This window comes from Amycolatopsis kentuckyensis (assembly GCF_041679295.1).
Lineage (GTDB): Bacteria > Actinomycetota > Actinomycetes > Mycobacteriales > Pseudonocardiaceae > Amycolatopsis > Amycolatopsis kentuckyensis_A.
On sequence record NZ_JBGDMD010000001.1, the window covers coordinates 263,206 to 283,774 of the forward strand.

Below are 20,569 nucleotides of genomic sequence, written 5' to 3' on the forward strand. Positions count from 1 at the left end.
GGTCAGGGGCTGGTTTCCTCGAGGAACCAGTCGGTCGGCACGGTGTTCCCGAGATCGCGCTCCTCGGCCAGCGCGAGCGCCCGGGCGCAGACCGCCGCGAACTGGATGCCCATGCCGGTGTTGTTGGCGAACACGGTGATGTCGTCGGGACTGGTGCGGCCGGGTGCCTCACCGAGCAGCAGGTCGCCCAGTTCGCGGATGTCGTCCCACGCCAGCAGCCCGCGTTCGACGGGCCCGAGGATGTCGTACTGCTTGTCGTGGTGCACCTGCTCGCGCGAGAGCACGGTGATGCGCGCCGCGCGGTCGAACGTCGTGTCGTCGAGTTCGCGCCGGGTGGCCGTGCCGTCGGGGGAGGTGATCGCCGTGACGTGCGTGCCGGGATCGATCCACGCGCCGTCGAAGCACGGTTCCATGGCCGCGGTGGCGCACGTGACGATCTGGCAGCCCGCCACCGCGTCACGCCGTTCGTCGACGGCCACGATCTTGCGGCCCGTCTTTTCGCTCCACACGCGCGCGAACTCCTCGCGGTGCTCGGCCGTCGGGCTGTAGACGCGGACCTCTTCGATGCCCGGCCGGACCATGAGCAGGCATTCGAGGTGTGCCTCGGCCTGCCAGCCGGAGCCGAACATCCCGGCGACCGTGGCGTCCGGATCGGCCAGTTCGCGGATGCCGAGCGCGGAAGTGGCGCCGACGCGCATCTTCTGGATGAAGCTGTCGTGCATGATGGCCAGGGGTTCCAGAGTGGTCAGGCTGTAGAGCGTGACGAGCCCGACGTACCGGCCGCCGGGCGCGGCCGGGATGAGCCGCCGCCGCTGCACGCCGCTCGGCAGCGTCTCGACGCCGGCGATGTCGGACGTGATCCGCAACGCCCACACGCCGCTGGAGACGTTGCCGCCCTCCTGGGACTTGAACCGGAAGCGGAAGCCGGGGTGGCGGCTGTCCTCGACCGGGAAGTACGTGTGGTTGCGCGGCCGGTTGGCGCCCTGGCCGGAGTTCAGCTCCTGGTACGCGGTTTCGAGCGCGTCGAGCGTTTCGCCGGCGGTGAGCACCTGCTCGATGTCGCCGTTGGAAAGGATCCTCACCGGTGTGCTCCTGTCAGGTGTTCGGGTTCGCCGTCGGTGACGCGAACGGTTTCGGCCACGACCGCGGTGCCGCCGTCGGCGAACGCGACCGCCACGGACACCGCGCCCGCCTCGCCGTCGGCCAGGACGGTGGCGGGGTCCTGGGCGCGGAATTCGCCCGCGGTGGACAGGTCCGCCTGGTTGACCCAGCGGACCTCGGTCTTCGCGCCTTCGGGCAGCTTCGCCAGCGCGGGCGCCGCGGCCTCGGCGAGGGCGCCGAGGGTGGCGCCGGCCTTGGCCGCGCTGATCGCCTTCGCGAGGGCTTCTTTCAGCGCGTCAGGCCAGCCGCCGTCGTCGAGCACGCGGCTGGCGTGGATCCAGTTCATCCGGTACTGGCCGGTGACGGCGAAGGACGTCACACCGTCCGAAGTGGACAGCGAGAGGGGGTACAGGTCGAGGAACCCGCTGCCGCGCAACGCGCGTTCCACGGTCTCGACGCGGCTGCCCGCGGTGCTGCCCGCGACCGTCGCCTTCGCCGCGGCGTCGTCCAGGATCCGGCCTGCTGCCCGCAGCAGCTCGGTCTCGGCCGCCGACGGCACCAGCCGCTGCTCGCGCACCAGCCCGCCGAGGCGGCGGACCTCCCAGTCGGGTACGGCGGCGACGATCTCGCCGGCCACCTCGGCGGGCCACAGCGCGGCGTCGACCAGGCCGATCGTCCCGTTTTCGCGGCCCTGCACGTACTTCGCGACGAGATCGGCGAAGTTCTTGCCGCTGCCGAACTCCGTGACCGTCGACGAGCGCCGCATCCAGTTCTGCACGCGCAGCGACAGCTTCGTCAAGAACGTGACGGGCCCCTCTGCGGGGATCGCGAGCACGCCCTCGTTCCAGTAGAGGCACAGGTTGGTCAGGTAGGCGAGGTCGTCCGAGCGCGACACGTCGGCGTAGACGAGGGCGACGTCGACGCCTTCCGCGGCCATGGCCCGCTGCAGCGCGGCCACGCGGTCGTGCCACTCCTGGTCGGGCACCTCCGCGGGATCGAGTACGTGCAACCCTCGTTTCACGCCACGGCTCCTGTCTCGAACAGCTTGCGTTCGGTCGTGATCAGCACTTCGCAGCCGTCGGCGGTCACGCGCACCGGGTCGCCGAGCACGTGGTAGCCGGCCAGCGGCGTGTAGGTGTTGGGGTGGATGATGAACACGGAGTTCTCGGGCAGCACGGTGTGGTTGCCCTCGATGATCGGCGTCTCGTCGAGGTGCAGGCCGTGGCCGTGGCCGCGCACGCGGGTGTACTCGCTCGTGCAGTACTCGCCGTAGCCGTACTTGCGGAACACGTCGTTCTGCGCCACCGCGACCTCGTGCGCGGTGATGCCCGGCCGCACCACGGAAATGCCCGCTTCGACCGCTTCGTTGAACAGGTCGAACGACTTGTGCTGCCCGTCGTCGGCCGTGCCCACCACGGCGGAGCGGCAGATCTGCAGCCAGTAACCGGCCATCTTGGGCGTCAGCTCGGTGCGCACCAGGTCGCCGGCTTCGAGCCGCCGGTCGCCGGGTGGGGTCATGCCGCGGACCTCGTCGCGGCCCGAGGCGATGAGCATGAAGTTGTCCTCGGCGCCGAGGTTCTTCAGCCGGGCCTCGACCTCGGCGACGATCCGGTACTCCGGCAGCCCGGGTTCGAGTACGTCGACGAACGCTTCCCAGCCCGCGGCACACACCACGGCGCTGCGCCGCATCCGGGTCAGTTCCCACTCGCTCTTCACGAGCCGGGCGGTGTCGAGCAGCTTCGTCGCCGAGACGACTTCGGCGCCCGGCGCCGCGGCGCGGATCGTCTCCATGAGCACGAGCGGCACGAGCTCGTGGAGCGCGATCCCGACGCGCCGCGGCGCCAGCTCCTTCAGGACCACGCCCAGTTCCGCCGGGTTCGCCGGGTCGAGGCGGCGGGCTTCGCCGACCCAGCCCTGCGCGGTGAACGCCGCGAGGTCCGACGGCCGCGTCGAGAAGGCGACGGCGTCGCCCTCGGCCGGGAAGACGACGAGCGCGGCGCTGCCGGCCGGGGTCACGTCGGTGAAGTAGCGGATGTTCTCGCGCCGCCAGGCCGGGCCGTAGGCGAGCACGACGTCGAGGCCCTGCTCGGCCATCGCGGCGCGGATCTTGCGCTGCCGCAGCCGCAGCTCCGCTTCGTCGTCGGGTGACATCGTCATGGTTTCCTCCACGGGGTGGGTCAGGAGCGGGCCATCGTCGGCGCGGGCGCCACGGGTGCCCCGGTGATCTCCCGGGTGATCTGCTCGACGGTGCGGCCGCGGGTCTCGAAGGTCGCCACCAGCGCGGCGAGCCCGGCGAGGACCGAGATGACGCCGAAGAGCAGGAAGAACAGGAACTGCGAGGTGTGCATGGCCAGGACGAACCCGGCCAGCGCCGGCATGACGAGCCCGCCGACCTTCTGCCACGCCGCGGCCCAGCCGAGCCCGGTCGCGCGGCTCGCGGTCGGGTAGAGCTCACTGGCGTAGGCGAAGAGCGTGCTGCCGGCGAGGCCGCTGCCGAAGAACGTCGCGAGCGAGCCGAGCAGGATCACCGCGCCGGCCGCGGACGTGGTGCCCCAGAGCAGGCACAGCAGTCCACTGAGGACGAACCCGGCGCCGAGCACCACGCGGCGGCCGATCCGGTTGATCAGCTGCCCGGCCAGGAGCGCGCCGACCACGCCGGCCGTGGTGATGATCGCCGTGTAACCGAAGCTCTTGAGCAGGCCGACGCCCTGTTTCTCGAGGATCGAGGGCAGCCAGGTCGACAGCCCGTAGAGGAACGCCCCGGCGCAGACCTCCATGAACCAGAGAGCGATGGTGTAGCGCAGGTAGCGCCGGGCGACGAGCGTGCGCACGGTGCCCCGGCTCTCGGGTGGCTCGGCGTGTTCGGCGGGGTTGCTCGCGCCGGTGCCGCGGCAGAGCGTGTCGACGATCGCCGTACCGGCGGCGAGCCGGCCGCGGCGCAGCAGGTAGCGCACCGACTCCGGCAGCGTGGCCAGCATGACGGCGCCGACGAGCACCGGCACGGTGGCGATCGCGAACATCGCCCGCCAGCCCTGCACCGGCACCACGGCGGTCCCGACCGCTGCGGCGGTCGGCAGGCCGATCAGCCAGGCGGCCGTGGCCGCGGTGACGAGCGGCCCGCGGTGGCGGGACGGCACGAACTCCGCGATGTAGGGCAGCGCCACGGCGATCTCCGCGCCGAGCCCGACGCCCTGCAGCGCCCGGAAGGTGAGCAGCGCGCCGAAGCCGGTCGCGAACACGGCGGCCAGCGAGAACAGCGCGTAGACCATGATGGTGACGGCCAGCGGCACCTTCCGGCCGAACCGGTCGGACACGGTGCCGGCGACGGCCGCGCCGACGAGCATGCCGGCGAACAGGACCGAGGAGAACACCCCGGCCGATTCGCTGGTGAGGTGGAACGTCTTGACGACGCCCGGCAGGACCACCCCGGTCAGGTTGATGACGAACCCGCACAGGAAGTGTCCCAAGAGGACGGTCACGTAGATTCTCAGGTGCCGCGCGGTGAACGCCGACTCGTCGAGCCGGGCGAGCACCGCGCGGGACGCGGTGGTGGGGGACGGGGGCATGGCGGGCCACCTCTCTGTGGCATGGACCAGCGGTTGTGCGCTCTGCGGACCCCCCTCGGGTCTTCCCCGCTACCGGTCGTCGAGGTTGCCCTGGACGCGGTGGTAGAGCCCGGAGAGCGCGGGCAGGAGCTGGGCGCGGACCTCGGGGGTGAGGCCCGCGGTCAGCTCGGCGGTGAACTTGTCGAGCGCGCGCCGCGCGGCGTCCCGCGCCTCCACCCCTTTGGCGGTCAGCTCGAGCTGCATCGTGCGCCGGCTCTTGGCCGACGGCTGCCGGGACAGGAATCCCTGGGTGACCAGCTTGTCGACGCTTTCGGACATGGTCGACGGGTTGCGGTGCGCGAGCTTGCACAGCGCCGTGAGCGACGTGTGCCCGGCCCCGACCCGCGACAGGATCCGGTACTGCCGGATGGTGAGCGGCTGCTCGAGGCCGGCCAGCAGTTCCGTCTGCAGCCGGGTCAGCCGCCCGCCGAGGGCGAGCAGGACCTCGCCCAGGGAGGCGTCCGGCCCCAGCTCGTCGAAGGTTTCGGTGTCGCGAGTTGTCACTTTGGTCCCCGTACGTTCCGGTACCCGAAATAACGTCGGCGCCGACTGTACGTCTGCGAACGGCCTGCTGGGAAGGGGTGATTTCGTTCTTTCAACCAGTGAAAAGCCGGATGGCCGCCACGGCGGCGGGGGTGAGAGCTTCGGAAGGTCGTCCCGACCGAAGGAGCTCTGAGGCGCCATGGCCGCGTTCGCCCGAAACCAGTGGTACGTCGCCGCTTACGGCCGCGAGGTGGGGCGAGAGCTCTTCGCCCGCACGGTGCTCGGTGAGTCGATCGTCTTCTACCGCACCGAATCCGGCGAAGTCACCGCGCTCGCGGACCGCTGCGTGCACCGCCGCTACCCGCTCTCGGAGAGTCGCCTCGAAGGCGACCGGATCATCTGCGGCTACCACGGCTTCACCTACGACCGCGCCGGTTCGTGCGTGTCGGTCCCCGGCCAGACGCGCATTCCCCGCACCGCGCGGGTTCCGTCCTACCCGGTGGTCGAGCAGGACTCGTTCGTCTGGGTCTGGATCGGCGACCGCGACCTGGCCGACCCGGCCGCGATCCCGCGCGCGCCGTGGCTCGCCGATCCGGCGTACACCACCGTGAGCGGGATGGAACCGCTCGCCGCGCGGTACGAGCTGCTCGTGGACAACCTGCTCGACCTGTCCCACGAGACCTACCTGCACGGCGGCTACATCGGGACGCCGGAGGTCGCGAACACGCCCATCACCACGGAGGTCGACGAGGACCGCGGCATCATCTACGTCAGCCGGCACATGGCCGACGCCGAATGCCCGTCGTTCTACGCGAAGTCCACCGGCATCGAAGGCCGGATCACGCGCTGGCAGGACATCGAGTACCACCCGCCGTGCCTGTACCTGCTGCACAGCCGGATCGCCCCCGTCGGCGTGCTGCCCAACGACGACGGCAGCGACCCCGACGGCTTCCACGTCGAGGTCGTCTACGCCATCACCCCGGAGACCGAGCACAGCACGCACGACTTCTGGGCCGTGGCCCGCGACTTCGCGCTCGAGGACCAGGGCGTGTCCGATTTCCTGGCCGAGAACAACCGCACGGTGGTGCTGCAGGACGTGCGCGCGCTCGACATCCTCGAACGCGTCATCGCCACCGAACCCGAGGGGTACCAGGAGCTTTCGGTCAACATCGACACCGGGGGCCTGGCCGCGCGGCGCATCCTCGCGAAGCTGGCGGCCTCGTGAGCGCCCGCGTGGCGATGCTGTCCGGCGACACCGTGGTCCGCATCCACTGGAAGCTCGGCACCGACGTGCTCGCCGGGGTGTGCCACTGCGGCGCCGAGCACGAGTCGGAGGACCCGGTGGAGCTGTGGGAGTGGCTGCTCGCGCACCCCGACGGCCACGAAGCGGGGGACCGATGAGCTCGGAGCCGACCGTGGTCCTGGCGGCCAAGGAACGCCTCGCCGAAGGTGTCGTGCGGCTGACCCTGCGCGCCCCGGACGGCGGCCCGCTGCCCGCGTGGGAGCCGGGCGCCCACCTGGACCTGGTGCTGGGACCCGACCTCGTGCGGCAGTACTCGTTGTGCGGCGACCCGGCCGACCGGTCGGTGCTCCAGGTGGCCGTGCTGCGGGAGCCGGCGGGCCGCGGCGGGTCGGCGCACGTCCACGAGCGGCTGAGGAACGGCGAGACCCTGCGCGTGCGCGGCCCGCGCAACCACTTCGCGCTCGAACCGGCGCCGCACTACCTGTTCGTCGCGGGCGGGATCGGCATCACGCCGCTCGTGCCGATGCTCGCCACGGCCGAGGCGGCGGGCGCCCGGTGGCGGCTGCTGTACGGCGGCCGCACGCGCGCGTCGATGGCGTTCGCGGCCGAGCTGCGGGACCGCTACGGCGACCGTGTGGAGCTGGTCCCGCAGGACGAGCGCGGCTTGCTCGACCTCGACGCGGCACTGGCCGCCGAGCCGGGCGCGGCCGTGTACTGCTGCGGCCCGGAGCCGCTGCTGGCGGCGATGGAGGTGCGCTGCGCACCCGGCACGCTGCACGTGGAGCGGTTCACGGCGAAAGCGGACACCGAGGCGAAAACCGCGTTCGAGGTGGAGCTGGCGCAGTCGGGGCGCACCCTGTCGGTGCCGCCGGACCGGTCGGTGCTCGAGGTCGTGGAGGAGTCCGGCGTGCCGGTCCTGTCGTCGTGCCGCGAGGGCACGTGCGGCACGTGCGAGACGGGGGTCCTGGCGGGCGTGCCCGACCACCGCGACGCCGTGCTCACCCCGGCCGAGCAGGAGGCCGGCGACGTGATGATGATCTGCGTGTCGCGCTGCGCGGGCCCGCGGCTGGTGCTGGACCTGTGACACGCCGGGTAGCGTGAGGCGATGACCCGGCGAGCCGAGCACGGCGCCGGCACCTCGGTGACGAGCAAGGTGCTGGCGCTGCTCGAGGCGTTCACGCCGGAGGCCACCGAGCTCAGCCTGAGCGAGCTGGCCCGCCGCTCGGGCGTCTCGCTCGCCACCGCGCACCGCCGCGCGGCCGAGCTCGTGGAGTGGGGCGCGCTGGAGCGCGACGCCGCCGGTCGCTACCACGTCGGGCTGCGGCTGTGGGAGGTCGCGTCGCTCGCGCCGCGCGGGCTGGGCCTGCGTGACGCGGCGATGCCGTTCCTCGAGGACCTGTACGAGGTGACGCACGAGAACGTCCAGCTGGCGGTGCGCGAAGGCCTCGAGGTGGTGTTCGTCGAGCGCATCGCCGGCCGCGACGCGGTCCCGGTCTGGACCCGCGTCGGCGGCCGGTTCGCCCTGCACGCGACCGGGGTCGGGCTCGTCCTGCTGGCCCACGCGCCGGCGGCCGTGCAGGAGGAGGTGCTCGGCGGGACCTTGCGGACGTTCACGCCCAAGACGGTCGCCGACCCCGCCCGGCTGCGCCGCATGCTCGCGGACGTCCGCAAGCTCGGCTATTCGGTGAGTGACGGTCAGGTGACCGTCGACGCTCTCTCCGTGGGTGCTCCGGTTTTCGCCGGGGACGGTTCGGTGGTGGCGGCGGTGTCGCTGGTCGTGCGGGCCGGCGGTGCGGCGCCGGGTGCGCTGGCGCCGTTGGTGATGGCGGCGGCGCGGGGGATCGGTCGGACGTTGGCGGGTGGGTCGCCGCGGGTGTTTCCCACCGGCCGGCGGAGGTAGCGCCGGTCAGGTGACTCTCTCGACGCTCTTGCCTTGGGCGCCCCGGCTCCGTGGGTGGCGGCCGTGTCGCTGGTCGTGCGGATCGGTGGCGCATCGCTGGCGCGTTGGCGGCTCTGCTGATGGCGGGTGGGTCGCCGCGGGTGTTCCCGGCGGCCGAGGTGAGCGATGGCCAGGGGCTGTCGCCGCTCTCACCCTGGGTGCCTCAGCTCGGTGGTGGCGGCGGTGTCGCTGGTCGTGCGGGCCGGTGGTGCGGCGCCGGGTGCGCTGGCGCCGTTGGTGATGGCGGCGGCGCGGGGGATCGGGCGGACGTTGGCGGGTGGGTCGCCGCGGGTGTTTCCCACCGGCCGGCGGAGGTAGCGCCGATCAGGCGGCCACGACCAGCTGTAAGTGACACTTTTGCGTGAATTGCCACGAACGGCGACCTCGGCGGGCTATCGTCTGCCTCCGCGACGCAGGACAGGGCGAGGGGGAGCGGCGGGGATGAACGACACCTGGAGCGTGCCCGGGTACGCCGAAGTGGACGTGCTCGGCACCGGGAGCTTCGGGCGGGTCGTGCTCGCCAAGCACGAGGCCTCCGGGACCATGGCGGCGATCAAGTACCTGCGCGCGGAGTTCCTCGCCGACGCGCGGATCGCCGGCGGGTTCCGGCACGAGGCGTGGCTGCTGTCCGGCCTGCGCAGCCCGCACGTCGTCCGGATCTTCGACTTCGTCGAGACGCCCCAGGGTGCCGCGCTCGTCATGGAGGCCGTGCCCGGTGTCTCGCTGCGCGCCCTGCTCGTGGCGGAGAACGTCCTGGCGCCCGAGGCGGCGCTCGCGATCCTCAAGGGCTCGCTGCTCGGCCTCGCCGACGCGCACGCGGCCGGCGTCGTCCACCGGGACTACAAGCCGGGGAACGTGCTGGTGTCGCGAGAAGGCGAGTCGAAGCTCGTCGACTTCGGGCTGGCCACTTTGGACGGACACAACGGACTGACCGCCGGCTCCCCGTCCTACATGGCGCCGGAGCAGTGGGCCGGGCAGCCGGGCCTGCCCGCCACCGACGTCTACGCGGCCACCTGCGTGTTCTACCAGTGCGTCACCGGGCACCGGCCGTTCGACGCGGACACGAGCGAGCAGCTGCGCGCCCTGCACGGCGGAGCACCCGTGCCGATGGACGCGGTGCCCGAAGCGCTGCGTCCGCTGATCGCGCGGGGCATGGCGAAGGACCCGGCGTGGCGGCCGGCGACGGCGGGCGTCTTCGTCACCGAGCTGGAAGCCGTCGCGCGCAAGGCCTACGGGAAGAACTGGGAGAAGCGCGGCTGGAAGCGGCTGGCCACCTCGGCCGCGGCGTTGACGGCGCTGACGCCGCTGGCTCTCCTGACGACCGCGGGCACGGCGGCCGCACCGCTCGCCGCCGCGGGAGCCGGCGCGACGGCCACCGCCACGGGCACCGGGACGGGGCTGACCGCGGCGATGGCAGGCAAGATCGCCGCCGCCGTCGCGATCGCCGGCGCGCTCGTCGCCGGCGGGGTGCTGCTCATCCCGAAGGGGGACGACCCGCCCGCCGCGCCCGCGCCGCTGTCGGTCGCCCTGCAGACGATGTCCGGACGGGACCAGGCGCTGCCGATCGGCTACGAGCTCCAGTACCCCCAGGTGTCCGGCGGTGCCGACGCCGCGGTCCGGCAGCGGATCAACGACGCGCTGCGCGCGCCGGTCGACAAGCGGCTGAAGTACATCCACGACGGCGTCGCCGAACCGAGCACGCTCGAGCGGGTCCGGCAGGAAGGCGAAACGCTCCGGGTGCACTCGTCCGCGCGCGTCCTGCGGCAGGCACCGGGCCTGCTTTCCGTGCGGTACGACCACGATCTCGACTCGGCCGTGCTGGCGCACACGACCTGGCGGTTCCCCGAAGCGCTCACCGTCGACCTCGCCACCGGGCAGGTGCTGGGACCCAAGGACGTCTTCCGGCCCGAGATCCTGACGGCCGCCGGCATGCGGACGCTGACCCAGCGGCTGTCCCCGCACACGAGGAACGGCTTCTGCACCGTGCCCACGGTCGCCGGGGACCCGGAGCGGCGCGTCAGCATCGACGCCGCCGAAAGCACCGGCGGCGGCGACCACGTGCCGGCGGCGACGTTCGGGTTCACCGACGCCGGCGCGGAGTTCGAGGTGCTGTGGTACGACCTCGGCTGCGCGACCGCGGCCGGGAACGAGACCGTGGTGCTGCCGTACGACGAGCTCGACGACCTGCTGCTGCCGAAGTTCCTGACGCTGCTGGGAAAGACGGCGCAGCCGACCTCGCCCTCGAAGACGGCGCCTTCGGAGCCGCCCGGTGCCGGGAACACGTACACGAACGCCCGCTTCGGGTTCACGACGCTGGTGCCGCCGGGCTACACGGCGTCGTCGTGGGTCCCGGAGAACGGCGAGGGGATGCGGTTCACCGACGCCGGCCTCGGCGCGACGCTGACGGTGTGGGGAACCAATTCGGCAAGCACGCGGCCGGCGGACAAGCTGGCCGAGGTGATCACGTCGGTCGAGGGGAACGGCGGCCGGGTGACGTTCCGCTCCGCCGACAAGAACGGCTACACGATCTCCGGCTTCCAGGGCGACGGCCGGATCTTCTACGAGCACGAGGCCATCGGAGCCGGGTCGGCGGCCGGGCTCCGCTGGGTTTACCCGGCCGCCCACAAGGCGGAGCTCGACCAGCCCGTCACCGACACGGTGGGGGGCTTCCAGCCCGGCGACCTCTCCCGGCCGCACTGACCGCTCGCCGTCGGTCGCGCTCGCTCAGCCGACGGGGAACGTGGTGCCGATCCCCATCCCGGTGATCCACTCGGGGACGGGCTCGTAACCGGTCCACGCCAACGGCACCCCCGCCGCCACCTGGCCGATCAGCCAGCAACGCACCTCATGACCACCGCTGCCGGCCGCCTCCTCCAACGCGTCGTGGCCGAGGGCGGCCACCGCCTCCGCGTCACCGGCCGTCAGGCGGTCGAGGAACCACCGGTCCCACTCCGTGTTCACCCGGGCGCCGGGGTCGCCGCCCATCGCGCGGACCCGCGGTTCGCGGGCCGCCGCGAAGGCGCGGACGTCCGCGCGGCCGTGGATCAGCGACTCGCGCCGCTCGCCCGCCACCTCGCGCGGGTCGTTGGACGGCAGCCAGTGCGACAGCCCGCCGCTCGCCGCCACCAGTACCCGGCCCGGGAAGCCGGCCGCGCGCAGTGCCGAACCCAAGGCGCGGCCCAAATCAACACATCGTCGCAGCGATGGCAGCGGCGGCGCCGCGGTGTTGACGACCAGGGGCACCATCGGCAGCGTGGTCCCGCCGGTCAGCATCTCGTAGGTCTGCACGATGCCGTGGTCGACGGTGAGCGAGTACGACAGCGACACGTCGAAACCCGCGTCGGTCAGTCCGTTGTGGACGGACCAGGCGAGCGGACCGGCCACCGGCAGCGGACCTTCGGTGCTGCCGAAGTCCCCGAAGCCGGCCGCGTGCTCGACCCCGAGCACGAACGGCGGCATCACGTCGTAGAAGTTGCCGTGGAAGTGGTCGGGCCCGATGACGACGATCGCGTCCGGCGCCAGCGCTGCCACCGCGCGGCGCGCGCGGGCGGCGTCGGCGAGGAACTTCGCGCCCGGGCCACCTTCGGCCGGCGGTGGCAGCAGTGTCGCGAAGGGACTGTGGGACATCCCGGCGAACCCGGCGATCTCGGCCATCAGGACGGGTCCTCCCCGGTCAGCAGCCACGTGCGGTGGACGTCGAGGAACTCGCCGACCTTCTCCCACTGCGGCCAGTGGCCGGCGTCGTCGATGACGTGCAGCCGCGCGTCCGGCAGCCAGCCGAGCAGCAGTTCGGCCTCGTCGAGCCCGCCGGTCGGGTCGTGGCTGGTCCACAGCAGCAACGTCGGCGCGGTGACGCGCGACACCCACGCCGGGTCCCACGCGAAGTCCTTGCGCACCGCGGGGTCCTGCAGCACCAGCGTGTTCGTGATCGCCTGGACGAACCCGGGCCGGGAGTACACCCGGCGGCGCAGGTTCACCAGCTCGTCGGTGACCATTTCCTTGTGGTGGAACAGGAACTCGACGCGGCGGCGGACCGTCTCGTCGCCGGGGTCGAGCACCGCCGCCATCGTGCTGTCGCGCATCCGGGTCATCACCTCGGGCTTGTTGGCGATGTTCCCCGGGGTGTTCAGGACGAGCCGGTCGACGCGGTCCGGGTGGTGCGCGGCGGTCCAGGCGACCACCCAGCCGCCGAGCGACTCGCCGGACAGGTGCGCCCGCCCGATGCCGAGAACGTCCAAAAGGGACACCAGGTGGGCGGTGAGGACGTCGATCGTGTACGGCCGGTCCGGCAGGTCCGACCAGCCGTGGCCGACCATGTCGTAGGCCGTCACGCGGAAGTCGCGCGCCAGCCCGGCCAGGTCGCGGGCGTACGCCTCGAGGTGCCCGCCGGTGCCGTGCAGCAGGACCAGATCCGGGCCGCTGCCGGCCTGCAGCACCCGCGTCCGCACCGGCCGCCCGTCCAACGGCACGTCGACGTAGCGCAGCGTGTGCTCGAGTTCGCCCAGTTCGCCCCAGATCCCGACGTGGTCGGGGATCGGCGGCGCGGGGCGTTCGGTGGTCGTCATTCGTCCTCCCGGTGGCCGGCGCGGGCTTCGGCGATGCTCGCCAGGCCCGCGCTTTGGCGGCACCCGAGCCCGAACAGGCCCAGCAGCCGCGAATTTTCGATGGTCAGGAACTCGACCGGCCACGCGGCCGAGTCGTTGTAGTGGCGGTGCCACGTCCAGGGCGGGGTGTAGATGAACGAGCCGGTCGTCCACGACACGGTCTCGTCCTCGATCTCGCTGTGCCCGTCGCCGGACAGGACGAAGTGGACGGTCTCGTGGTGGTGGCGCTGCACGTCCGAGCTTTCGCCGGCCGGAATGACCTGGCGGAACAGCTCGAACGTCGTGGTCGGGAGCCGCCCGGCGATCCGCAGCGACGTCGGGTTCGGTACGGCGCCGGGCGGGATCTCCTCCAGTTCGCCGTCGTGCACGACGAGCGGCCGCTGCTCGCCGGGGCGGACGGCGTGGCCGATGCCCGCGAGGAAGTCGGTCATGGCGAAGCCGGGTCCGGACGTGGTCATGGCGCACCTTTCAGGCTGGGCATTCCGTGCGGCCGCCGTCGACCGTCAGCACCGTCCCGTTGACGTACCCCGCTTCGGGGGACGCGAGGAACGCCACCGCGGCCGCCACCTCGCGGGGTGCCGCCGCCCGCCCGGCGGGGATGGCGGCGAGGTCTTCGGCCAGCGCCGTGGCGACGTCGACCCCGGCCGCGCCGGCCCGGCCGCGCACCACTTCGAGGCGCCGCTCGGTGAGCGTCGCACCGACCGCGACGCAGTTGACGGTGACACCCCGGTCGGCGTATTCGAGCGCGGCCAGCTTCGCCGCCGACGTCGTCGCCGAGCGCAGCACGGTCGAAGCGGCGAGCCCGGGTTGCGGCTGGCGCACCGCCGTCGAGGTGAGCACGACGACGCGGCCGAACCCGCGCTCGGCCATGGCGGGCAGCGCGGCCCGCAGCACGGCCAGCGGGCCGAGGACCAGCAGGTCGAGGTCGTGGTGCCACTGCTCGGCCGGCACGTCGAACACCGTGCCCGGCGCGGGACCGCCGGCGTTGGCCACCACGACGTCGAGCGAACCGTGCCGCTCGCGCACGTGGTCCGCGGCGCCGGCCGCCGCGGCCGGGTCGGCGAGGTCGCAGACGACGTAGCCGGCGCCGGGGCCGAGTTCGGCCGCGGTCCGGGCGAGGGTGGACGCCGTGCGGCCGGCGAGGACCACACGGTGGCCGCTCGCGTGCAGCGCGGCCGCGCAGGCCGACCCGATGCCGCCGGCGCCGCCGCCGACCAGGGCGACGCGGCGCCGGTTCGGATGAGGCTGGTTGGTCTCCATGATGTGTCCTACATTCGGGCTATGACCCCCGGTGACCAACGATGAGTCCCACTGCCCGGGACTCCGGCGCGCTCGAACGGGCCGCCGCGCTGCTGGACGCGTTCGACGCGACCCACCGCGAGCTCACCCTCGCCCGGCTCGTCGAACGCTCGGGCCTGCCGCGCTCGACCGTGCACCGCACCGCGGCCCGGATGATCGAGCTCGGCTGGCTGGACAAGCCGGGGGAGAAGTACCGGATCGGGACGCGCCTGTTCGAGCTGTCCGGCCTGGTGCCGGTGCGCCACGAGCTGCGCGAGGCCGTGCTGCCCTACCTGCAGGACCTCTACGCGGCGGCCAAGACGACCGTGCAGCTCGGCGTCCTCGAGGGCACCCGGGTCCTGGTGGTCGAGAAGATCAGCGGGCACCGCCGGCTGCCGATGCTCGACCAGGTCGGCGGCTTCATCCCGGCGCACTGCTCGGGCATCGGCCGCGCCATCCTCGCCTGGTCGGACGCCGAAACGGTGGCCGCGGTCGTGGCGGCCGGGCTCACCCGGCGCACCCCGCGCACGATCACCACCGCGGACGCGCTGGAACGCGAGCTCGCCGTCGTCCACGAGCAGGGCTGGGCCTACGACCGCGAAGAGGGCAACCCCGGCATCAGCTGCGTCGCCGCGCCGATCTTCGACTTCACCGGCGGCGTCACGGCCGCGCTGTCGGTCACCGGCCCGAGCGCCGCGGTGCAGCCCGACCGGATCGGGCCGGCGGTGCGGATGGCGGCCGCCGCGGCGAGCCGCGCCTACTCCGCGCGGCGGTGGGCGGCACCGCGGCCGGAGCTGCCGTCCCAGTGAGCAGGACGCCCGATTGGCCCGCGGTGGCCCGCCGGTGAACGCTGTGCGCACGCCGGGCCGGGAACCCGCCCCGGAGGCCTCGACGAGGAGGAGCAGGCATGCGCGTCGCGATCATCGGGGCCGGGCTCGCCGGGCTGACGACGGCCAAGGTGCTGCTGCAGGCCGGGCACGACGTCGAGGTGTTCGACAAGGCGCCGGACGTCGGCGGGGTGTGGAGCCGGACCCGGCGCTACCCGGGGCTGACGACGCAGAGCCCGAAGGCGCAGTACTCCTTTTCGGACTTCCCGATGCCGCGCGATTACCCGGAATGGCCGACGGGCGCGCAGATCCAGGAGTACCTCGCGGCCTACGCCGACGAGTACGGCGTCACGTCGCACCTGCGGCTCGGCACCGAGGTGACGTCGGTCGAGCCGGACGGCGGCCGGTGGGTGGTGACCACCGCGGCGCAGGGGGCCGCGGGGTTCGACCGGGTGGTGGTCGCGAACGGCGTGTTCTGCGAGCCCGCGCTCCCGGACTACCCCGGCCGCGCGGAGTTCGAGGCGGCCGGCGGGCGGCTGCTGGCCGGCTCGGACTTCCACGACGTCGAGGACGCGCGGGGGAAGCACACGCTCGTCGTCGGCTACGGCAAGTCCGCCTGCGACGTGACGGTCGCGATCAGCGGCGTCGCGGCGAGCACCGACGTCATCGCCCGGCAGCTGCTGTGGAAGGTGCCGCGCAAGATCGCCGGCGTGCTCAACTTCAAGATGCTCCTGCTGACCCGGCTGGGCGAGGCGCTGTTCCGCTACCGGTGGCTGCGCGGCTTCGAGAAGTTCCTGCACGGTCCCGGAAACCGGCTGCGGCGGGCGATGCTGAACTCCATCGGGTCGGTGTCGGTGCGGCAGTTCGGCCTCGCCCGGCACGACCTCGTGCCGCGCGGGCGGATGGAGGACATCGTCAAGAACGCGATCGGCCTGGCCACCGAAGGCTTCTTCGAAGGCGTGGCCGACGGCTCGATCCGCGTCCACCGCGACCAGGTGATCGAGCGGCTGTCCGCCGGCGACGGACCGGAAGCCGAGCTGGCCGACGGCACCGTGCTGCCCGCCGACCTGGTCGTCTGCGCGACCGGGTTCACCCAGGGCGTGCCGTTCCTGCCCGCGGCCGTCCGGGAGCGGCTGTTCGACGAACGCCGGAACTTCCTGCTGTACCGGCAGATCCAGCCGATCGGCGTGCCCGGGCTGTACTTCAACGGCTACAACTCGTCGTTCTTCAGCCCGCTCAACGCCGAGATGGCGGCACTGTGGATCGCGGCCGACCTCGGCGGCGCGCTGACCCTGCCGGACGAGACCGCGCGGCGTGAAGACGTCGTCGCGCAGCTCGCCTTCCTGGACGTCGCCACGGCGGCGCACCACTGCCGCGGCACGAAGATCATCCCGTTCTCCATCCACAACGTCGACGAAGTGCTCGGAGACCTCGGCGTCCAGCTCGGCCGGTTCACCCGCTTCACGCACTGGCTGAACCCGGTCGCGCCGTCGGCGTACCGGTCGCTGACGCCGAAAGTGCTGGCACGCCTGGAAAAGACCCCCGAAACCGCCTCGCTGTAGGAAGGAGTCCCGAATGGACACCACGACCGGTGTGATCCACCCCGGCGACGGAACGAACCTCGGCGCGATCGGGCTGGGCATCCACGCCCGGCTCACCGGCGCCGACACGAACGGCGCGTACTCGCTGTTCGAATACGTGGTGCCGCCGGGCCTCGGCGGCCCGCCGACCCACATCCACAGCCGCGAAGACGAGCTGTTCACGTGCGTCCGGGGGCGCGTCGAGGTCGAGCTCGACGGCGTCCGGCACGTCCTCGGCCCGGGGGACTCGCTGCTGATGCCGCGCGGGGTGCCGCACGTGTTCCGCAACCCGTTCGACGAGGAGACGCGCATCATCGCGGTGGTTTCCCCGCCGGGGCTGGAGAACTACTACCGGGAGCTGTCCGAGCTGCCGCCCGGGCGGGACATGAAGCTGGTCGCCGAAGTGATGACCCGCTACGGCCTGGCGCTGCAGAGGTGAACCACGAGCGCATGGTGCGCGAGATGTGCGCGGCGGTCGACGCGGGTGACGCGGCGGCCTTCGCGTCCTGGTTCGCCGAGGACGCCACGTACGTGTTCGCGAACAACGAGCCGCTGACCGGCCGGGCGGCGATCACCGCGGCCACGGCCGGCGCGGCGGGCGCCCTGCCGTGGGTCCGCCACGTCGTCGACCAGGTCGCGCTCGTGGGGGAGGACCAGCTGTTCTGCCGCTTCACGATCGAAACCGAGTCCCCGGCGGGAAAGCCGCTGGCCCTGCCGTGCGTGACGGTGATGTGGCTGGCGGGGGAGCAGGTCGTCGACTACCGCGTCCACCTGGACCTCACCCCGGCGCTGGGCCGGTCAGGTAGTGGCGGATGACCGGGGTGACCCACGCTTCGAGTTCGGCGCGGGACATCCGCGCCAGCGGCGGCACCTTCAGCACGTAACGGGAGACGGCCAGCCCGAGGATCTGGGAACCGAGGAGCGCGGCGCGTTCGGCGGCGTGGCCGGCCACCACGGCGGCCACCGCGGGCGCGACCTGGCCGGTGAACAGCTCCAGCATCTTCGCCGCGGCCGCTTCGCTGGTCGTGCTCGCGCGCAGCAGCGAGAGGAACCCGGCGTCGTCCTCCCAGACGCCGAAGAAGCGCGGCATCAGCACGTGCCCGAGGTCCGCCGCGCGCACGCCCGTGAGGTCGGGCAGGTCCAGGTCGAACTCCGCGGCCGCCGCGAAAAGGCCTTCCTTCGTCCCGAAGTAGCGGATGACCATCGCCGGGTCGACCCCGACGTCCGCGGCCACGTCGCGCAGCCGCACGCGGTCGAACCCTTGCGCGCCGAAGCGTTCCCGGGCCGCTTCGAGGATCGCGGCGCGGGTGGCGGGAGCGGAACGGCGACGGGTCTCCGGCATGGCGTCAGCATAAGTCACCGACGGTTGACTTCGCCCGGAGGGGCTCGTACCGTCTAAGTCACCCACCGTTGACTTAGGAGGTCCGTCGTGGACACCGTCGATGTCGTCGTGGTCGGAGCCGGCCCGACCGGCTGCCTGCTCGCCGGGGAGGTGGCGCTGGCGGGCCGGTCGGTCGTGGTCGTCGAGAAGCACGCGGAAGCCTCGCCGCTCAGCCGCGCGTTCGGCACCCACGCGCGGACCCTGGAGGTCCTGGACACCCGCGGCCTCGCCGACGAGCTGGTCGCCACCGGTACCCGCGCGGGCCGCCTGAGCCTGTGGAAGAGCGCGGGACTGGACCTCACCCGGCTGCCGTCGAGGTTTCCCTTCCTGCTCGTCACGCCGCAGCGCAACGTGGACACGCTGCTGGAGAAGTACGCCCGGGACCAGGGCGCGCAGCTCATCCGCGGGAGGGAGGTCACCGCGCTGGAACAGCAGGCGGACGGCGTCGTCGTCCGCGCCGGCGAGCTCGCGTGGAAAGCGTCCTACGTGGTCGCCGCGGACGGCGCGCACAGCACGGTCCGGCGCCTGACCGGGACGGAGTTCCCGGGCAAGGTGCTGCTGAAGTCGATCATGCTCGCCGACGCGTACCTCGCCGAGCCACCGGAAACCGTCATCACCGTGGACGCCGTCAAGGACAGCTTCGCGTTCCTCGCGCCGTTCGGCGACGGCTGGTTCCGCGTCATCGCCTGGGACCGGCGCCACGAAAGCGATCCGGCCTTCCGCGCGGAACCGGAGCTGGTCCGCGGCATCCTCAAGCGGACCATGGGCACCGACTACGGCATGGGGGAGACCCGCTGGATTTCGCAGTTCCGCAGCGACGAACGTCAGATCGGTGCTTACCGCGCGGGGCGCGTGTTCTTCGCGGGCGACGCCGCGCACGTCCATTCGCCGGCGGGCGGGCAGGGCATGAACACCGGCATCCAGGACGCGGCCAACCTCGGCTGGAAGCTGGCCGCCGTCCTCGACGGCGCCGACGCCGCGGTCCTCGACACCTACCAGGCCGAACGGCACCCGGTCGGCAAGCTGGTACTCCGCTCGAGCGGGGCGACGATCCGGCTGATGACGGTCCGGTCGTGGCCGGTGCGGCTGCTCCGCAACCACTTGATCGGCGCGTTGCTGCGCAACGGCCGGTTCGCCCGCAAGGCCGCCGGCATGTTCACCGGGACCGGGATCCGCTACCGGCGCGGGCGGGCCGAGCACCCGCTGGTCGGCACCCCCGCGGGCGACGTCCCGCTGCGGGAGGGACGGCTGCCGCTCGCCCTGCGCCGCGGCGGGTTCGTGCTGGTGGCGGGCCAGGACACCGGGACGGTGCATGCGCCGGTGCCGGTGGTGCACCGCACCGACGGCGGGCCGGGGCTGCTGGTGCGCCCGGACGGCTACGTCGCGTGGGCCGGCGACGCCGGGTCCGGCGGCTGGGCCGCGGTGCTCGGCCGGTGGACCGGGCGGAGGGCCGCCTGATGCAGGTCGTCGTCATCCGCTTCACCGTGCGCGAAGAGTGGGCCGGCCGGTGGCTCGACCTCGTCGGCGAGTTCACCCGCGCGACCCGGGCGGAGGCCGGCACCCTCTGGTTCTGGTGGGCTCGCAGCGTGGACGAGCCGAACGTGTTCTTCCTGCTGGAAGGTCACCGCGAGGAAAGCGTCGAGGAGCACCTCAGATCGCCGTTGATCCCGAAGATCCAACGCGAGTGGCCGGCCGCGCTCGTCGGGACGCCGCGGGTGCTGATGACGACCCTGCCGGGGAACGACTGGCCGGAGCTGGCCCTCTTGCCGGTGGACTAACCGGATTCGTCGGTGACGCCGTGCGGGGCGCCGACCGGTTTCGACTCCGGGGAGCCGCGCCGGCGCAGGTACACGCTGAACACCGCCATCGAGCCGATGGCCAGGAACTCCGACTGCCAGTTCTGCAGCGTGCGGTTCCAGAAGTCGGCCGAAACGAGGTAGTCCGCCCAGGACACCGGATCCCCGAAGTCGCTCAGCTGCTCCGCGTTGTACGCGGCGACCCCGGCGACCGACTGCGCGAGCCACGACAGCAGGAAGATCCCGCCCATCACCAGCGCCAGCGAGCGGGCGAACACGGCGGTCCGCCAGCCGCCCGCCTTCGCCCACGGCGGCGAGTTCGCCTTGACGTAGCGGCCGACGAGCTGGTCCTTGTCGCTTTCGGTCCCGATCCGGCCGAGCGGCTTGGACTCCGGCGAGCCGCGCTGCACCAGCCAGACGGTCGCGAAGACGTAGAGGAAGAACTGCAGGTACTCGGACTGCCAGTTCTCCGCGACGTCGACCGCGAACGACGACGACGTCAGGTAGGCGCCCAGCCCGATGGTGTCGACGCCGTGGGCGACCTGCTGGTCGTTGAAATCGGCGAGCCCGGACAGCGCCTGGCCGACGAGGCTCACCAGGAACAGGGCGCCGAACGCCAGGGAAAGCCCGTTGTCGCGAAGGAACCGCTTCATCGCCCGAGCACCCCGATCACGATGAAGTACGCCAGTCCACAGAGGACGACGACGAGGTAGCCGAGGTAGACGGCGCGGG

22 protein-coding genes are annotated in these 20,569 nt (G+C 72.6%); 11 read left to right on the forward strand and 11 right to left on the reverse strand.

Annotated elements, in window-relative coordinates:
* Nucleotides 1-2 precede the first annotated feature (2 nt).
* From ACERZO_RS01200 to ACERZO_RS01220, 5 genes are all read right to left on the reverse strand, one after another.
* Complete coding sequence (locus tag ACERZO_RS01200) at nucleotides 3-1,082, reverse strand: ornithine cyclodeaminase family protein (protein ID WP_372660251.1); 1,080 nt, start codon at nucleotides 1,080-1,082, stop codon at nucleotides 3-5.
* Nucleotides 1,079-2,122 carry an aminopeptidase P family N-terminal domain-containing protein gene (locus ACERZO_RS01205; RefSeq protein ID WP_372660253.1) on the reverse strand — a complete coding sequence of 348 codons (1,044 nt, stop codon included), beginning with the start codon at nucleotides 2,120-2,122 and terminating at the stop codon, nucleotides 1,079-1,081. The genes ACERZO_RS01200 and ACERZO_RS01205 overlap by 4 nt, the downstream gene beginning before the upstream one ends.
* Nucleotides 2,119-3,258 carry a M24 family metallopeptidase gene (locus ACERZO_RS01210; RefSeq protein WP_372660255.1) on the reverse strand — a complete coding sequence of 380 codons (1,140 nt, stop codon included), beginning with the start codon at nucleotides 3,256-3,258 and terminating at the stop codon, nucleotides 2,119-2,121. The genes ACERZO_RS01205 and ACERZO_RS01210 overlap by 4 nt, the downstream gene beginning before the upstream one ends.
* Nucleotides 3,259-3,278: 20 nt before the next feature.
* The gene (locus ACERZO_RS01215) at nucleotides 3,279-4,667 is read right to left on the reverse strand and encodes an MFS transporter (protein ID WP_372660257.1); all 1,389 of its coding nucleotides are present in this window, start codon (nucleotides 4,665-4,667) and stop codon (nucleotides 3,279-3,281) included.
* Nucleotides 4,668-4,736: 69 nt separating this feature from the next.
* Nucleotides 4,737-5,210, reverse strand: a complete 474-nt coding sequence (locus ACERZO_RS01220; protein WP_372660259.1) for a MarR family winged helix-turn-helix transcriptional regulator — start codon at nucleotides 5,208-5,210, stop codon at nucleotides 4,737-4,739.
* 178 nt (nucleotides 5,211-5,388) lie between these two features.
* Between ACERZO_RS01220 and ACERZO_RS01225 the strand changes: the two genes are divergently transcribed.
* From ACERZO_RS01225 to ACERZO_RS01245, 5 genes are all read left to right on the forward strand, one after another.
* Complete coding sequence (locus tag ACERZO_RS01225; protein WP_372660261.1) at nucleotides 5,389-6,414, forward strand: aromatic ring-hydroxylating dioxygenase subunit alpha; 1,026 nt, start codon at nucleotides 5,389-5,391, stop codon at nucleotides 6,412-6,414.
* On the forward strand, nucleotides 6,411-6,590 hold the full coding sequence (locus ACERZO_RS01230) for a hypothetical protein (protein ID WP_372660263.1): 180 nt from the start codon (nucleotides 6,411-6,413) through the stop codon (nucleotides 6,588-6,590). Before ACERZO_RS01225 ends, ACERZO_RS01230 begins: the two co-directional genes overlap by 4 nt.
* Nucleotides 6,587-7,516, forward strand: a complete 930-nt coding sequence (locus ACERZO_RS01235) for a PDR/VanB family oxidoreductase (RefSeq protein WP_372660265.1) — start codon at nucleotides 6,587-6,589, stop codon at nucleotides 7,514-7,516. The genes ACERZO_RS01230 and ACERZO_RS01235 overlap by 4 nt, the downstream gene beginning before the upstream one ends.
* Before the next feature lie 21 nt (nucleotides 7,517-7,537).
* Nucleotides 7,538-8,332, forward strand: a complete 795-nt coding sequence (locus ACERZO_RS01240) for an IclR family transcriptional regulator (RefSeq protein WP_372660267.1) — start codon at nucleotides 7,538-7,540, stop codon at nucleotides 8,330-8,332.
* A 480-nt stretch (nucleotides 8,333-8,812) separates the two neighbouring features.
* Entirely contained in the window at nucleotides 8,813-11,071 is a 2,259-nt protein-coding gene (locus tag ACERZO_RS01245; RefSeq protein WP_372660269.1) for a serine/threonine-protein kinase, read from the forward strand.
* Nucleotides 11,072-11,095: 24 nt separating this feature from the next.
* Here ACERZO_RS01245 and ACERZO_RS01250 read toward each other — a convergent pair whose 3' ends face one another.
* From ACERZO_RS01250 to ACERZO_RS01265, 4 genes are read right to left on the reverse strand one after another with little or no spacing between them, the layout of a single operon-like run.
* Complete coding sequence (locus tag ACERZO_RS01250) at nucleotides 11,096-12,025, reverse strand: 2,3-dihydroxyphenylpropionate 1,2-dioxygenase (protein ID WP_372660271.1); 930 nt, start codon at nucleotides 12,023-12,025, stop codon at nucleotides 11,096-11,098.
* Entirely contained in the window at nucleotides 12,025-12,936 is a 912-nt protein-coding gene (locus ACERZO_RS01255) for an alpha/beta fold hydrolase (RefSeq protein ID WP_372660274.1), read from the reverse strand. The genes ACERZO_RS01250 and ACERZO_RS01255 overlap by 1 nt, the downstream gene beginning before the upstream one ends.
* Nucleotides 12,933-13,433 (reverse strand): cupin domain-containing protein, encoded by a 501-nt coding sequence (locus tag ACERZO_RS01260; RefSeq protein WP_372660277.1) that lies wholly within the window; start codon nucleotides 13,431-13,433, stop codon nucleotides 12,933-12,935. Before ACERZO_RS01260 ends, ACERZO_RS01255 begins: the two co-directional genes overlap by 4 nt.
* 10 nt (nucleotides 13,434-13,443) lie before the next feature.
* Entirely contained in the window at nucleotides 13,444-14,235 is a 792-nt protein-coding gene (locus ACERZO_RS01265; protein WP_372660280.1) for an SDR family oxidoreductase, read from the reverse strand.
* 41 nt (nucleotides 14,236-14,276) lie between these two features.
* On the opposite strand from ACERZO_RS01265, the gene ACERZO_RS01270 reads away from it, so the two are divergent.
* The 4 genes from ACERZO_RS01270 (at nucleotide 14,277) to ACERZO_RS01285 (ending at nucleotide 17,476) form a co-directional block, all read left to right on the forward strand.
* Entirely contained in the window at nucleotides 14,277-15,062 is a 786-nt protein-coding gene (locus tag ACERZO_RS01270; protein ID WP_372660282.1) for an IclR family transcriptional regulator, read from the forward strand.
* A 98-nt stretch (nucleotides 15,063-15,160) separates the two neighbouring features.
* Nucleotides 15,161-16,642, forward strand: coding sequence for a flavin-containing monooxygenase (locus tag ACERZO_RS01275; RefSeq protein ID WP_372660285.1), 1,482 nt, complete (start codon nucleotides 15,161-15,163; stop codon nucleotides 16,640-16,642).
* A gap of 13 nt (nucleotides 16,643-16,655) precedes the next feature.
* Nucleotides 16,656-17,099 carry a cupin domain-containing protein gene (locus ACERZO_RS01280; protein WP_372660288.1) on the forward strand — a complete coding sequence of 148 codons (444 nt, stop codon included), beginning with the start codon at nucleotides 16,656-16,658 and terminating at the stop codon, nucleotides 17,097-17,099.
* Nucleotides 17,096-17,476 (forward strand): SgcJ/EcaC family oxidoreductase, encoded by a 381-nt coding sequence (locus ACERZO_RS01285; protein ID WP_372660290.1) that lies wholly within the window; start codon nucleotides 17,096-17,098, stop codon nucleotides 17,474-17,476. The genes ACERZO_RS01280 and ACERZO_RS01285 overlap by 4 nt, the downstream gene beginning before the upstream one ends.
* Here ACERZO_RS01285 and ACERZO_RS01290 read toward each other — a convergent pair.
* Nucleotides 17,439-18,002, reverse strand: coding sequence for a TetR/AcrR family transcriptional regulator (locus tag ACERZO_RS01290; protein WP_372660293.1), 564 nt, complete (start codon nucleotides 18,000-18,002; stop codon nucleotides 17,439-17,441). The genes ACERZO_RS01285 and ACERZO_RS01290 overlap by 38 nt on opposite strands.
* 87 nt (nucleotides 18,003-18,089) lie before the next feature.
* Here ACERZO_RS01290 and ACERZO_RS01295 point away from each other — a divergent pair, with 87 nt between their 5' ends.
* Together ACERZO_RS01295 and ACERZO_RS01300 are read left to right on the forward strand one after the other, a co-directional pair.
* A complete protein-coding gene (locus tag ACERZO_RS01295) occupies nucleotides 18,090-19,499 on the forward strand; it encodes an FAD-dependent monooxygenase (protein WP_372660296.1) in 1,410 nt (469 codons plus the stop codon).
* Complete coding sequence (locus ACERZO_RS01300) at nucleotides 19,475-19,819, forward strand: putative quinol monooxygenase (RefSeq protein WP_372660299.1); 345 nt, start codon at nucleotides 19,475-19,477, stop codon at nucleotides 19,817-19,819. Before ACERZO_RS01295 ends, ACERZO_RS01300 begins: the two co-directional genes overlap by 25 nt.
* Here the strand turns inward: ACERZO_RS01300 and ACERZO_RS01305 are convergent.
* Entirely contained in the window at nucleotides 19,816-20,490 is a 675-nt protein-coding gene (locus ACERZO_RS01305; protein WP_372660301.1) for a DUF6766 family protein, read from the reverse strand. The genes ACERZO_RS01300 and ACERZO_RS01305 overlap by 4 nt on opposite strands.
* Between the last annotated feature and the right edge of the window lie 79 nt (nucleotides 20,491-20,569).